This window comes from Veillonella dispar (assembly GCF_937975875.1).
GTDB lineage: Bacteria > Bacillota > Negativicutes > Veillonellales > Veillonellaceae > Veillonella > Veillonella dispar_B.
In genome coordinates this window covers 1-13,522 of the sequence record NZ_CALJSP010000153.1, presented here as the reverse complement: position 1 = coordinate 13,522, position 13,522 = coordinate 1, and the positions used below count along the sequence as shown (strand labels likewise).

15 protein-coding genes are annotated in these 13,522 nt (G+C 39.4%); 14 read left to right on the top strand and 1 reads right to left on the bottom strand.

Features of this window, described 5'->3' with window-relative positions; genetic code table 11:
- Positions 1-81 precede the first annotated feature (81 nt).
- The 9 genes from Q7P05_RS07395 to ftsH all read left to right on the top strand — a co-directional run bounded on the left by Q7P05_RS07395 (position 82) and on the right by ftsH (position 7,833).
- Positions 82-888, top strand: a complete 807-nt coding sequence (locus tag Q7P05_RS07395) for a hypothetical protein (RefSeq protein ID WP_303931389.1) — start codon at positions 82-84, stop codon at positions 886-888.
- 10 nt (positions 889-898) lie between these two features.
- Entirely contained in the window at positions 899-1,135 is a 237-nt protein-coding gene (locus Q7P05_RS07390; RefSeq protein ID WP_005387228.1) for a GlsB/YeaQ/YmgE family stress response membrane protein, read from the top strand.
- A 232-nt stretch (positions 1,136-1,367) separates the two neighbouring features.
- Positions 1,368-2,315 (top strand): L-lactate dehydrogenase, encoded by a 948-nt coding sequence (locus Q7P05_RS07385; protein WP_303931387.1) that lies wholly within the window; start codon positions 1,368-1,370, stop codon positions 2,313-2,315.
- Between the two features lie 168 nt (positions 2,316-2,483).
- On the top strand, positions 2,484-2,816 hold the full coding sequence (locus Q7P05_RS07380) for a septum formation initiator family protein (protein WP_105090279.1): 333 nt from the start codon (positions 2,484-2,486) through the stop codon (positions 2,814-2,816).
- 69 nt (positions 2,817-2,885) lie between these two features.
- The gene (locus Q7P05_RS07375; protein WP_105090280.1) at positions 2,886-3,287 is read left to right on the top strand and encodes a S1 RNA-binding domain-containing protein; all 402 of its coding nucleotides are present in this window, start codon (positions 2,886-2,888) and stop codon (positions 3,285-3,287) included.
- A 94-nt stretch (positions 3,288-3,381) separates the two neighbouring features.
- A complete protein-coding gene (locus Q7P05_RS07370; protein ID WP_303931386.1) occupies positions 3,382-4,278 on the top strand; it encodes a phosphatase in 897 nt (298 codons plus the stop codon).
- A complete protein-coding gene (gene tilS / locus Q7P05_RS07365; RefSeq protein WP_105090282.1) occupies positions 4,247-5,245 on the top strand; it encodes a tRNA lysidine(34) synthetase TilS in 999 nt (332 codons plus the stop codon). Before Q7P05_RS07370 ends, tilS begins: the two co-directional genes overlap by 32 nt.
- Positions 5,246-5,268: 23 nt before the next feature.
- Positions 5,269-5,814, top strand: coding sequence for a hypoxanthine phosphoribosyltransferase (gene hpt, locus Q7P05_RS07360; protein WP_105090283.1), 546 nt, complete (start codon positions 5,269-5,271; stop codon positions 5,812-5,814).
- 90 nt (positions 5,815-5,904) lie between these two features.
- Positions 5,905-7,833, top strand: coding sequence for an ATP-dependent zinc metalloprotease FtsH (gene ftsH / locus Q7P05_RS07355; protein ID WP_303931383.1), 1,929 nt, complete (start codon positions 5,905-5,907; stop codon positions 7,831-7,833).
- Positions 7,834-7,884: 51 nt separating this feature from the next.
- Here ftsH and Q7P05_RS07350 read toward each other — a convergent pair whose 3' ends face one another.
- Positions 7,885-9,228 (bottom strand): threonine/serine exporter ThrE family protein, encoded by a 1,344-nt coding sequence (locus Q7P05_RS07350; protein WP_105090285.1) that lies wholly within the window; start codon positions 9,226-9,228, stop codon positions 7,885-7,887.
- Positions 9,229-9,399: 171 nt separating this feature from the next.
- Between Q7P05_RS07350 and Q7P05_RS07345 the strand changes: the two genes are divergently transcribed.
- The 5 genes from Q7P05_RS07345 to Q7P05_RS07325 all read left to right on the top strand — a co-directional run.
- Entirely contained in the window at positions 9,400-10,374 is a 975-nt protein-coding gene (locus Q7P05_RS07345) for a biotin--[acetyl-CoA-carboxylase] ligase (protein ID WP_227721003.1), read from the top strand.
- Positions 10,375-10,383: 9 nt separating this feature from the next.
- Positions 10,384-11,151, top strand: coding sequence for a type III pantothenate kinase (locus Q7P05_RS07340; RefSeq protein WP_105090287.1), 768 nt, complete (start codon positions 10,384-10,386; stop codon positions 11,149-11,151).
- A 94-nt stretch (positions 11,152-11,245) separates the two neighbouring features.
- Positions 11,246-12,232, top strand: coding sequence for a tRNA dihydrouridine synthase DusB (dusB, locus tag Q7P05_RS07335; RefSeq protein WP_303931381.1), 987 nt, complete (start codon positions 11,246-11,248; stop codon positions 12,230-12,232).
- Positions 12,233-12,355: 123 nt separating this feature from the next.
- Positions 12,356-12,829 (top strand): transcription elongation factor GreA, encoded by a 474-nt coding sequence (gene greA, locus Q7P05_RS07330; RefSeq protein ID WP_105090289.1) that lies wholly within the window; start codon positions 12,356-12,358, stop codon positions 12,827-12,829.
- Positions 12,830-12,858: 29 nt separating this feature from the next.
- A partial coding sequence (locus Q7P05_RS07325; protein WP_303931378.1) for an OB-fold nucleic acid binding domain-containing protein occupies positions 12,859-13,522 on the top strand: 664 nt, incomplete at its 3' end.

Genomic DNA, 13,522 nt, shown 5'->3' with positions numbered 1-13,522 from the left:
ATAGGGATTATATGAATAGGAACATCCTGTAAGCGCAATATATTATTACGTTTTATGCTTGGGGATTCATAGGGAGTATACATGAATATAAAACGTATTGGGCTGTGCGTGCTAGCGTTGATTGTAATGGGCCTGTCCTATTGGCTTGCCGTAGGCGGTAATTATGACAGCAAAACAGTGCGTATAGATCCAGAAGAGCATACACTAGTAAATTCTAGTGATGCCATTATTTCAAAACGAATATTAGCGATGAAGTCCATGGACTCAAAAGTTTATTTTTTAGGTTATGAAGGCTATGGTATTTATAATCTATCTGATAATACACTTCGGTTGATGCCTATTAGCTTCCGTGGTCAACATATAGAGCCACCGAAGACAGAGAATTACCAACGTGGTTTGCGAGAGATTACTACAGTAAAAACTTTCTCTGATTTCAGTAGTCAAGAACAATCCATACTTAAGGATTTATTGGAATCTACCGATAGAGGGGCTCATTACTATGGTGACTTTTACCATTCTGGTTATGAGTCATCCCTCATCGATATGAAGGACCAGTATTTTATAACGAATACGGTACGAGCTTTAAAGCGTATAAATCATACATTGTATGTATATGATGCGTCAGGGTTTATTATCATTGATTTAGATAGTCGCCGTATTCAAGGGTTCTTTAATAATCGTCTAGGTGGAGAAGGACCCAAAGGAGTACCTGATAGCTTGCGTGGCCATTATGGTTCAGATTTTACGATGATATATGCATTGTCCAAGTTAGATCCAAAGGATTTAGAGATTTTATGGTCAATGCGAAAACAATATTTAGAAAAGTCACCACAAGTGATGGAGAATAAGGATTTATTCCCTCTTAATCTTGATGAGATGACTTTATAGGAGGTATATTATGCTTTGGTCAATTATTGTAGGCGGATTCATTGGTTTTGTAGCTGGTCGTATTACTAAAAAGGCGCAAAGCATGGGGATTATTCTTCGTGTTATTGCTGGTTTAGTAGGGGCTTCTGTAGGTCAAGCTTTGCTTGGTACTTGGGGACCAAGTCTTGCAGGCATGGCATTAATTCCGTCCATCGTTGGTGCAGTTATAGTGATTGCTGTAGTAAGCTTCTTTACTGGACGAGACTAACTATATAATAGAAGGACTATTATAGGATTTTCTATAATAGTCTTTTTTTATCGCTATAAATCTATTTTCTTATATACCTATGAGAAAATAGGTATATAATAGTTTATGTATTTTACAAGCAATATGTTTTAATATAACTTAACATTGTCGATTCATATAATGGCAATCGTTGGTTTAAGTGGAATTGTATTAGAAGATGTATATCTTTTAGTGCGAATCGTAGGAGGCCCTTATGAAGTTACGTAAAGTAGGTATTATTGGCACTGGACATGTAGGTTCTCATGTAGCATTTTCTCTTGCTCTACAAGGTGAAGTAGATGAACTATATATGATGGATATTGACGAGAAAAAAGCTAAAGCACAAGCAATGGATATAAATGATGCTGTCAGCTATATTCCTCATAAAGTAACAGCTACTGCAGGTCCTATTGAAGATTGTGGGGATTGTGATATTCTCGTATTTAGCGCTGGTCCTTTACCCAATTTATATCAAGATCGTTTAGAAAGTCTTGGGGATACAGTAGAGGTTTTAAAGGATGTTATTCCTCGAATTAAAAAGTCCGGCTTTGATGGTTTTATTATCTCTATTTCTAATCCTGCTGATGTTGTTGCTACTTATTTATGTAAACATTTAAATTGGAATCCAAAACGTATTATTTCCAGTGGTACAGCTTTAGATTCAGCGCGATTACAAAAAGAATTGGCGCGCATTTTTAATATTAGTAACCGTACAATTACAGCGTATTGTTTAGGTGAACATGGTGGTAGTGCTATGGTGCCATGGTCTCATGTTTATGTACAAGGAAAACCGTTGGCACAATTACAACAAGAATTGCCTCATAGATTCCCTACACTTAATCATACTCAAGTGCTAGAGGATGTAAAAATTGGTGGTTACCATGTATTGGCTGGTAAAGGTTCCACAGAGTTCGGCATTGCTAGTGCAACAACAGAATTAATTCGTGCTGTATTCCATGACGAAAAGAAAGTCTTGCCATGTTCTTGTTATCTAGATGGCCAATATGGTGAAGAAGGTATCTTTGCATCTACACCAGCAGTTATTGGTAAAGATGGCATTGAAGATGTATTTGAATTAAAGCTTACCGAAGAGGAATTGGCTTTGTTTAAAAAGTCTTGCGCTGTTATTCGTGAATACGCTCATAAAGCAGAGTCCTTATAAGGCTCGTATCTGTTATATAAGTCTAGTGCTGATAATAAATATCTATATATAGAGAGAATATATAGATTTAAAGGAAACTATAGATAATTTTATTTAGTCCCTAACAAGGTTCTATGATATAATTAAAAAATGACAGTATACAGATGATGAATATTTTTGGGGGACATTATGAGTCAAGACACTATGGAAGTACAACGTCCAAAAAGGCCGCGCAAACGGGTTCGCCCTAATCGCAAAGCGCAGGATCAACGTATTATCCTCATGTGGATCAAGCGAATTGGTATAGGGATTATGGTGCTGCTATTGTTAGGGCAAGCCTATCGCTTGGTGGCTGTATATCAAGAAAAACAACATATTGAGCAACAATTGCAAGAATTAAAACAGCGAAATGAAGAATTAGAACAGGAAAAGGCTAAGTTGCAAGATCCAAAGACCATTGAGGGGGTGGCTCGTGAGGAGCTCGGCCTTGTAAAACCTGGTGAAGTACCTTATGTAAAATAGGTTTGACTGTAGTAATTTAGATTCGCATTAGTTTGTAGTTTGAGGTTTCCGCATTAATTAGGAGGTTGCATGGCAATCGAAGTTGGTAACATTATTGATGGTACCGTATCTGGTATTACAAAATTCGGTGTATTTGTTGATTTAGGAGAGAAGCAAACCGGTCTAGTTCATATTTCTGAAGTAGCTCATGGGTATGTCGAAGATATTAATACCGTATTAAAGGTTGAAGATCCAGTAAAGGTTAAGGTTTTATCTATTGAAGGCAATAAAATAGGCCTTTCTATTCGTCAAACACAACCTAAAGAGACACCAAGTGAAGAGCGACGTCCTCGTCGTGTTCAATCTAAACAAAGCACAGAGGCTTTTGAAGCAAAGATGAAATCATTCTTGCGCGATAGCAATGAACGATTGCATGATTTAAAACGCAATACAGAAGGTAAACGCGGAGGCCGAGGCGGTCGTCGAGATTAATAGTGAGAGATGGCATTGAGCCATCTCTTTACTTATGTATAGGCTTTCACAGTATAATAGTGTTAGAGGAATACTAATTATGTAAGGAGCGGTTATGAAGTTAGCTATTATCGATATTGGATCTAATTCAGTGCGCTTATTATTGGCTACCTATGAGAATAATATATGGCACTATGAGCCAAAACAGTTATGGACTACTCGATTGGGACAACGAAATGCAGATGGTACATTGCGATCTGAATCGATGGAGTCATCGTATCAGGTCTTTAAGGATATTAAAAACTTGGCAGACCAATATGGTGCGGACTATTGCTTTGGTTTTGCTACTAGCGCTGTTCGTGAGTCTCAAAATGGGCTTGAATTTATGGAACGAATCACGGAATACTGCCCTATGGAATGGCGAATTTTATCAGGTGATGAAGAGGCTATTTATGGATTTAATGGTGCCTTGGGAGATCAGTTGAATGATGGTCGTCATTATACGACTATCGATATTGGTGGGGGTAGTACAGAACTCGCTTTAGGAAATAAAGACGGCGTATATTGGAGTCGTTCTTATCCAGTGGGAGCGGTGCGTTTACAATCTATGTCTGACGAAGGACCTCAACGGGTATGGGAAGAAACTCGATTCCTTTGGGACCCAATGATGATTCAAGGCGAATTTGGTGAATTTATTGGCATCGGTGGTACATTAACGACGCTAGCTGCTATAGATTTAGGCCTTGAAAATTATGATGGTACAAAGGTGCAAGGTCATAAATTAAGTCGTGAAACAGTAGAGGGCATTATTCTAAACTTGCGTTACATGAGTTGCGACGAGAGATTACAGGTAAAAGGTTTACCTGCAGGCCGTGCCGATATCATTGTAGCCGGTGCAGAAATTTTGACGTCCTTTATGGATGCCTATGAGGTTCCTCATGTATTTGTGAGCGATCAAGATGGTATGGAGGCGATGGCCCGTGAATGTGAAAGCACTCGTTCGAACTGTTAATCACACCTTAAAATCGCATAATCTATTTCCCGAAAATAGTCGAATCTTAGTGGCATGCTCCGGTGGACCTGATTCAATGGCTCTATTGCATTTGTTGAAAGACATTGCCATACATCGACATACAACGTATGAATTAGGTGTGGCTATCGTAGATCACTGCATTCGTCCTGAAAGCAAGGAAGAGGTTTTGTGGCTCCAACATCAAGTAGACGATTTAGGATTACCATTTTATTCTGCTACATTTGATGTGCCTCGCTTGAGCAAGGAACAAAAAATGTCTGAAGAAACTATGGGGCGTCAAGTACGGTATCAATGGCTTACAGAGGTTGCAAAGTCTGAAAACTATGATTATGTTGCGGTGGCTCATCACAAGGATGATCAAGCAGAGTCGATTCTAGCACATATCATCAGAGGTTCGGGATTAAATGGTTTGGCCGGCATGTCTGTAGTAAGCTCTGAATATGCTACTCCTGTAATTAGACCGCTGTTAGAGGTTACAAAAGAAACCTTATTGGCTTATTTAGAGGTGAAGAGGATTTCCTATTGTGTTGATCGTACGAATGAAGATGTGCGATACCAACGAAATAGGATTCGGCATCGTATTATACCTGAGTTAGAAGCTATTAATCCAAATGTAGTAGATGCTATTGTTAGATTGGGAAATTCCGTACATGAAGATTTACTAGTTATGTCTGATTTAACGGAGCTAGCTTTCGAAAAACTTGTGACTATAGGTGCTGATGGGGTGAGCTTATCTCGCCGTGCCTTACGACAAGAATCGTTGGCAATACAACGGCGCTTATGGCAGCGTTTAGTGAATACGGTAGACCCTGATATAACGCTTTCTGCAGCCCATCAAGAGCAATTACTTGATATTGTTAACACCGGGGAAGAGAAAACTTTCACTATTAAAAGTATAAAAGTAACCGCTCAATGTGATACAATAAAAATATATTGCGAACATTAATATGAATCGTGGAGGTCATATAGATGCATCAAGATGCAAAAGAGATTTTATATACAGCGGAACAATTACAAGCTCGTGTAGCAGAGTTGGGTAAAGCAATTAGCGAAGACTATAAAAATGAATCTGTCGTGCTTGTAGGGGTATTAAAGGGAGCTGTCGTTTTCTTTACAGACTTAGCACGCGCTATCGATGATAGTGTAGATGTAAGTTTTGACTTTATTTCTTGCTCTAGCTATGGTAGCGGCACAACAAGTACAGGGGTAGTACGAATTTTAAAAGATTTGGATCGCTCTGTAGAGGGTAAGCATGTACTCGTTGTTGAAGATATCGTAGACACTGGTACAACATTACATTATTTATTAGAAAATTTACATGCTCGTGGTGCTAAAAGCGTACGCCTTGCAGCGTTGTTGAATAAACCAGATCGCCGTAAGATGGATGTAAATGTTGACTATGTAGGCTTTATTATTCCTGATTACTTTGTTATCGGTTATGGTTTAGACTACGCTGAAAAATATCGTCATTTACCATATATCGGTATTTTGAAGGAAGAAATGTATCAAAATTAAAAATATGATATAATATATGAGTGCATCTCTCAATGAGATGTACTCAATTCGTTTATACAACTAAAAATTATTATTGAAAGGGGTAATCTTTTGGGTCGATTTACAAAAAATATCGTCCTTTATTTACTTATCATTGCCGCTTTCGTTATCGCCATTGACGCTTTCTCTGGTCAAAGTGCGAATAAATCTGAATTAAGCTACACAGGATTTATTCAACAAGTACAACAGAAAAAGGTTGAGTCCGTAACGATTACCAATGATCATGGTATTAAAGGTAAACTAAAAAATGGAACAGAATTCAATTCTTATGCGCCAAGTGATGAAACATTAATTAAAACATTACAAGATAATGGCGTAGAAATTACAGCAGCCCCACCTGAGCAACCAGCTTGGTGGATGAGCCTTTTAGGTTCTGCTATTCCTATTATCATCTTGGTAGTGTTGTTCTTCTTCATTATGCAACAAACACAAGGTGGCGGTGGCCGAGTGATGAACTTTGGTAAAAGCCGTGCTAAATTGATGGGTGAAGGTAATGTTAAGGTTAGCTTCAAAGATGTAGCAGGTGCGGAAGAAGCAAAACAAGAATTAGAAGAAGTAGTAGAATTCTTGAAGGATCCAGGTAAATTTACAGCTATCGGTGCTAAAATTCCGAAAGGTGTATTGTTAGCGGGACCTCCAGGTACAGGTAAAACATTGCTTGCTAAAGCTGTTGCTGGTGAAGCAGGCGTACCATTCTTTACGATTTCCGGTTCTGATTTCGTAGAAATGTTCGTAGGTGTTGGTGCATCTCGTGTACGTGATCTTTTCACACAAGCGAAAAAGAATGCGCCATGTATTATCTTCATCGACGAAATTGATGCGGTTGGTCGCCAACGTGGCGCAGGTCTTGGTGGTGGTCACGATGAACGTGAACAAACATTGAACCAATTGCTCGTTGAAATGGATGGCTTCGGTGCCAACGAAGGTATTATTACCATCGCTGCTACAAACCGCCCAGATATTCTTGACCCAGCGCTCTTGCGTCCAGGTCGTTTTGACCGTCAAGTTATCGTAGGTCGTCCAGACTTACGCGGTCGTGAAGCAATCTTAAAAGTTCATGCTCGCAACAAGCCGTTGGCTGACGATGTAGACTTGAAAACAATTGCGAAGAAAACACCAGGCTTTACTGGTGCCGACTTAAGTAACTTGTTAAATGAAGCGGCTTTATTAGCGGCTCGTCTTAACAAAAAAGTAATCACTATGGCTGAAGTTGAAGAGGCTAGTGAAAAGGTTAGCATGGGCCCTGAACGCCGCAGTCATATTGTGAGTGATAAGGATCGCAAGTTAACAGCGTACCATGAATCTGGTCATGCTATTGTGGCACATTTGTTGCCTCATGCAGATCCTGTTCATAAGGTAACAATCATTCCTCGTGGTGCAGCAGGTGGTTATACTATGATGCTTCCTACAGAGGAACAAAACTACAAAACAAAATCTCAATTATTAGCGGATATTCGCGTAGCTCTTGGTGGTCGTGTGGCAGAGGCCTTGATTTTGGATGAAATCAGTACAGGTGCTTCTGGTGACCTTCAAAGTGTAACGAATACAGCGCGCGCCATGGTAACGCGATGGGGCATGAGCGATGAGCTTGGTCCAATCGTATTTGGTGAACAGCAAGAACAAGTATTCTTGGGTAAAAACCTTGGCCATGAACGCAACTACAGTGAAGAAATTGCTGCAAAAATCGATACTGAAATTCATCGTATTGTTGAAGATGCTTATAAAGATGTAACAAAACTTCTTAGCGATAACGAGAAATTCTTACATGATATGGCGAATGCCTTATTAGAAGAAGAAACAATCGATGCAAAAGCAGTAGATAATCTTTACAAATATGGTACAACGAAAGCCCCTGAAATAGAGGAACCTAAAGCTACGTTAGAAGCAGCAGGTATTGTAGTACCAGAGGTTGTTGACGCTAATGAGCGCACTTCTACAGTGGAAGCGCCTAGTGAAACACCTTCTAACGAAATTAAATAATGGATACTGTCCAAATAAAAAGAGCTGATCTCCTTGGAGACCAGCTCTTTTTTATTGTCCATCATGGATGTGACGGGTTGCTAAATATTCTTGTATGCGACGTTCCTTAAGTGATTTTAAGTATTTCTGTGCTAATACATGCGGTATGGCCACACCGACAGCGATGCCAACGATGGTTAAAATACCTGTTACACCATTTTGTACCATATGTACAAGGCCAGATTCATTGAGTGCATTGATGTGAAGAATATCGAATAGAAAACGATAATATAGAATCCCTGGCATTAATGCGATAGCAGACGGAACGATAATGATCGTACTAGATGTTTTAAGCCAGGTAGAAACTTTTACATAAATAATGCTCATCACGGCGGCCCCTACAAAGGTGGCCCCAGCAATAGAGAATCCCAATTCAACAGCTAGTAAATTGCGAATAAAGACACATAATACACCGCCAATGCCGATTGAGAGCAAGAGGCGTACAGGAGCGTTAAATAAAACAGCGAATGAGGCAGCGGCCATAAAAGAACCTATAATCTGTTCAATGGATAGTACATGAGGTTTAATGTCTACAAAACTAAATGCAGGCATTGGATTAAAGTATAAGGCCATGGCCATACCTAAGGTCATACTACCTACAATGAGAATTGTTCTAATGGCTCGTGTAATACCCGATAAGATATGATTGTTTATTGTATCAATGACGGCATTAATAAGCGGTACGCCTGGAATCATAAATAAGGTACAGCATACAAGAACATAAACTAATGAATCCTGTTCAATATGTGAATAGAAACCGTAGGCAGAAACCATAGCGGCAAATCCACCTAATGCAATACCTACATACTCATTACAGCCTAAACGCACGGATAGAGTACGTGTGAAATAGCCGATTAGAGAACAAATAATTGTTACTATAAAAGCTATCATATCACCACTATATAGAAAGGCGAGCCCTGCAGAACCTAGTGCACATGCAATACCTTTTATCCAATCAGGATATACAGGTATAGTAGAATCTAATTTTGAAATGAGCTGTTCATAGGTTGTGAGCGAGTAATGTCGTTCGAAGGCGCGCCATGTGAGTTTAGATACGGCATTGATCATGGCCATATTGGGAACATGAACTGGTGTTTTTCTAAAAACTGTTATGGAACGCTCTTTATGCAATAGATTCACCATGATAGTGGTATATGAAATATGAATATTTAAATAATTATGAGGTATCCCCATAAATGTGGCAGCTTTTAACATCTCTTCAATGATCCGATTTGTATCAGCACCACATTCCATAAGTAACTTGCCTATGTTTAATAGAACATCAAGTTTTCTGTGAATATGGATAAATGGGTTCTCTAGAACTTCATTTTTTTCTTCTAATGTAAATTGTTGCATATATCTCCCCAGATAATGATAGACTATACTATTGTTATCTTTTACATAAGGTATAACTTAATACTACATGTATTATACCATTAATTATTTTAAATAATCCTTGCATTTTATAGGGTACACTTGTACAATCGAATTGTAAACCTAGGTTGACAAAGAAAGGGGCTCTAAACTATGCGTGATGAAGTATTAGAATTCTTGAGACAAAACCAAGGTAGTTTCGTATCGGGACAAGATATGTCGGAAGCGTGTCATGTTTCGCGCACAGCTATTTGGAAGCATATCAAAGCATTACGTCAAAAAGGCTACAAAATAGAATCTTATACCAAGAGGGGGTATCGATTATTGGAGGAACCTGATTTGTTGAGTCCATTAGCAATGAAGCAAATCTTAAAAACAGATGTATTTGGCAAACGGTATGTCTATATGGACACTACCGAATCTACAAACCTTGAAGCTCGTCGTTTAGCACAACAAGGTGCAGAAGAAGGCACTGTTGTTGTTACAGAGGAACAGGCTGCTGGCCGCGGTCGTTTATCGCGGGGCTGGTATTCTCCATTCGGAAAAGGTCTATGGTTTAGTCTCATTTTACGCCCTGACTTTGCACCAGTAGAAGCACCGAAGTGTACATTGATGGCAGCCGTAGCATTAACAAAGGCTTTTCATAAAATGGGCCTTACAGATGCGGGTATTAAATGGCCAAATGATATCCTTGTAAATGGTCGTAAATTAGTTGGTATTTTGACAGAAATGTCCGGCTCTATGGAGGAAATTTCCTATATTGTTATGGGCATAGGTGTCAATGTTAAGACTAAACAAGAAGAACTACCAGAAGAATTGAAGTTAATTGCTACGTCATTAACAATGGAAGGCATTGATATTGAACGGACAGAAGCTTTTAAAATTATTTTGGAATCCTTAGAACATCAATATTATGAAGTCCTCGATAGTGGCTTTGAGGAAACCTTAAATGAATGGCGCCAATTATCGGTAACCCTTGGCGAAGAAATTGAAGTGAGAGCACCAGGAAATACCTATGAAGGGGTAGCTACAGATATTGATGAAGATGGTAACTTATTAGTAAGAATCCCTGATGGGACAGTTAAACGTATTGTGGCAGGGGACGTGTCAATTCGTCCGCGCAAATAGGAGGCATTCATGTTATTAGTAATTGATGTGGGGAACACCAATATTGTTCTCGGTGTATACGACAAGACAGAGCTTGTAGGTCACTGGCGTATTTCCACGGATCGCGTTCGGACCACCGATGAATATGGCATGTTGATGATGAACTTATTCTTCCACGATCGCAAGGTTAATGTGAAAGATATTAAGGATATTATCATTTCCTCAGTTGTGCCACCGTTGATGCCTACATTAGAACGGGTATGTTTACGTTATTTTAATGTAAATCCTCTCATTGTTGGACCTGGTACTAAGACTGGTATTGCTATTAAGTATGATAATCCTCGTGAAGTAGGGGCTGACCGTATCGTAAATGCTGTGGCTGCACATGAACAATATAAAGGTGATTTAATCATTATCGACTTTGGTACGGCTACAACCTATTGTGCGGTTCAAGGTAATGGCGATTATATGGGCGGTGTAATTACTCCAGGCGTTACAATTTCTGCGGAGGCTTTATTCCAACGAGCAGCTAAATTACCACGTATCGATGTAAGAGATCCTGGTCAAGTGATTTGTCGCAACACCGTATCTTCTATGCAATCTGGTATGTTCTATGGCTACGTAGGCCAAGTAGAAGGTCTCGTATCTCGTATGAAAGCTGAAATGGGCGGTCAAGTAACTGTAGTGGCTACAGGCGGTTTAGCACAGCTTATCAGCAGCGCTACAGACTGCATTGACCATGTAGAGCCTATGCTTACATTAGAAGGCTTACGTCTTATTTACGAAAGAAATAAATAATGCTACTATAATATAGTTACGTATATGTAACGAAGTAGTGTACATTTGGGTACAGCTTATGCTGTACCCTTTTTGTTAGGGGATATAGAATTATATGAACAATAAACAATGGCAAATAGGATCCGTCAAAATTGATGGACAAGCCATATTAGCGCCAATGGCTGGGGTTAGCGACATTGCCTATCGTTTACTTGCTAAAGAGCATGGCGTCGCCTTGGTATGTACCGAAATGGTAAGCGCTATGGGCATTAAATATAAAAATGAACGCACCCATGAATTGTTGCGCCTTGAAGATGTGGAACGGCCTGTTTCTATGCAAATCTTCGGTTCTAATCCAGAGGCGATTGCCATCGGAGCAAAGGTTGTAGCTGATGCGGGGGCAGATATTGTAGATATCAATATGGGTTGTCCTGTTAAAAAAGTTGTTTCCTCAGGGGATGGCTCTGCACTTATGAAGAATCCTGATTTGGCAGCACGCGTAGCAGAAGCGGCAGTTAAGGCTGTCGATGTACCTGTAACGGTGAAAATGCGCATTGGTTGGGATAGTGAATCTATCAATGTAGTAGACTTTGCAAAGCGCATCGAATCCACGGGGGTCGCAGCTATTGCTGTACATGGCCGTACAAAGGAACAAATGTACAGTGGTCATGCGGACTGGTCCTATATTAAGGCCGTAAAAGCGGCAGTATCCGTGCCTGTAATTGGCAATGGGGATATCGTGGAGCCAGAGGACGCGAAGCGCATGCTCGATGAAACGGGGTGTGATGCTGTAATGGTAGGTCGTGGTGCACAGGGTAATCCTTGGATCTTCGGTCGCATTCACCATTATTTAGAGACTGGTGAAGTGTTACCGGCGCCAACTGATATTGAACGTCTCGATATGTTGTTAAAGCATTTTGATCTATTGTGTCAATATAAGGGGGAGAGTATGGCCGTTAAGGAAATACGAACTCATGCAGGCTGGTATATGAAGGGCCTCCCTGAATCAGCATACTGGCGCAATCGTGTGAATACAATTCATACTGTAACAAGCTTTCACAATGAGCTAGAATCATACCGTAAAATATTGTCTGAAATGTAGTCAGATTGACAAATGTACAGTATTTTTATATAATGGTTGAGATAATTTAGAAATAAAAGATAAGGTGTCATCTTATTATGACACTTTTTCTTATTATTTATATGTAGAAAGAGTGGGGTACCCATGGCAGACGTAAAAGAAACATTACTTACCGCCGACGGTTTAAAGAAATTAGAAGAAGAATTAACGTATTATAAATCTGTACGTCGTATTGAAGTGTCTGAACGTATTAAGACTGCTATTGAATATGGCGATATTAGTGAAAACTCTGAATATGATGATGCAAAAAATGAACAAGCTTTCATCGAAGGTCATATTGTAGAGCTTGAAAATAAAATTAACACTGCGAAAATCATCGACGAATCCGTAAAAGGTGATGTTGTATCCGTAGGTAGTAAAGTAACGGTACTAGATACAATGTACAATGATGAATTAGAATATGTTATCGTTGGTTCCTCTGAAGCGGATCCATTTAACAATCGTATCTCTAACGAATCTCCTGTAGGTAAAGCTATTTTGGGCAAACGTAAAGGTGATGAAGTAGAAGTTTCCACACCAGATGGTCCTGTTACATTCAAAGTGTTAGCAATCCAATAATTTACATTTACTGACGAAGAGGCGATAACATGAGTGAAGAAATTAAAAATGTACAAGAAGAGCTGAATGAGCAAATGCAAATTCGCCGCGACAAATTGGCTGAATACGAAGCGGATGGTATCTATCCATTTGGTCAACGTTTTGTTGTAAAAGATAATGCAAAAGACATTAAAGATGACTTCTTCTTGAAATATGACGGTCAACCTGTAGTTATTGCAGGCCGTTTGATGACAATCCGTTCCCATGGTAAAACAGCATTTGCGAATATGCGTGATAAATCCGGCGATATTCAAGTATATTTCCGTAAAGATGTATTGGGTGAAGATGCTTATAAATACGTAAAAATGCTTGATATCGGTGATATTATCGGTGTTGAAGGTCACGTATTTAAAACTCATACAGGAGAAGTTACAATTAAAGTTAACAAATTAACTTTGTTATCCAAATCTTTACGTCCATTACCAGAAAAATGGCATGGTTTAAAGGATACAGAACTTCGTTACCGTCAACGTTATGTTGATTTAATTGTAAATCCTGAAGTGCGTGATACATTTGTAAAACGCTCTCAAATCGTTGCTAAGATTCGCGAATACATGATGCGTGATGGCTTCATGGAAGTGGAAACACCAATGATGCATGCTATCCCTGGTGGTGCGGCAGCTCGTCCATTCATTACACACCACAATGCGCTCG

Excerpts from the sequence above, each read along its gene's own strand:
- Q7P05_RS07395 (WP_303931389.1), top strand. The coding sequence starts at position 82 with ATGAATATAAAACGTATTGGGCTGTGCGTGCTAGCGTTGATTGTAATG.
- Q7P05_RS07390 (WP_005387228.1), top strand. The coding sequence starts at position 899 with ATGCTTTGGTCAATTATTGTAGGCGGATTCATTGGTTTTGTAGCTGGT.
- Q7P05_RS07385 (WP_303931387.1), top strand. The coding sequence starts at position 1,368 with ATGAAGTTACGTAAAGTAGGTATTATTGGCACTGGACATGTAGGTTCT.
- Q7P05_RS07380 (WP_105090279.1), top strand. The coding sequence starts at position 2,484 with ATGAGTCAAGACACTATGGAAGTACAACGTCCAAAAAGGCCGCGCAAA.
- Q7P05_RS07375 (WP_105090280.1), top strand. The coding sequence starts at position 2,886 with ATGGCAATCGAAGTTGGTAACATTATTGATGGTACCGTATCTGGTATT.
- Q7P05_RS07370 (WP_303931386.1), top strand. The coding sequence starts at position 3,382 with ATGAAGTTAGCTATTATCGATATTGGATCTAATTCAGTGCGCTTATTA.
- hpt (WP_105090283.1), top strand. The coding sequence starts at position 5,269 with ATGCATCAAGATGCAAAAGAGATTTTATATACAGCGGAACAATTACAA.
- Q7P05_RS07350 (WP_105090285.1), bottom strand. The coding sequence starts at position 9,228 with ATGCAACAATTTACATTAGAAGAAAAAAATGAAGTTCTAGAGAACCCA.
- Q7P05_RS07345 (WP_227721003.1), top strand. The coding sequence starts at position 9,400 with ATGCGTGATGAAGTATTAGAATTCTTGAGACAAAACCAAGGTAGTTTC.
- Q7P05_RS07340 (WP_105090287.1), top strand. The coding sequence starts at position 10,384 with ATGTTATTAGTAATTGATGTGGGGAACACCAATATTGTTCTCGGTGTA.
- dusB (WP_303931381.1), top strand. The coding sequence starts at position 11,246 with ATGAACAATAAACAATGGCAAATAGGATCCGTCAAAATTGATGGACAA.
- greA (WP_105090289.1), top strand. The coding sequence starts at position 12,356 with ATGGCAGACGTAAAAGAAACATTACTTACCGCCGACGGTTTAAAGAAA.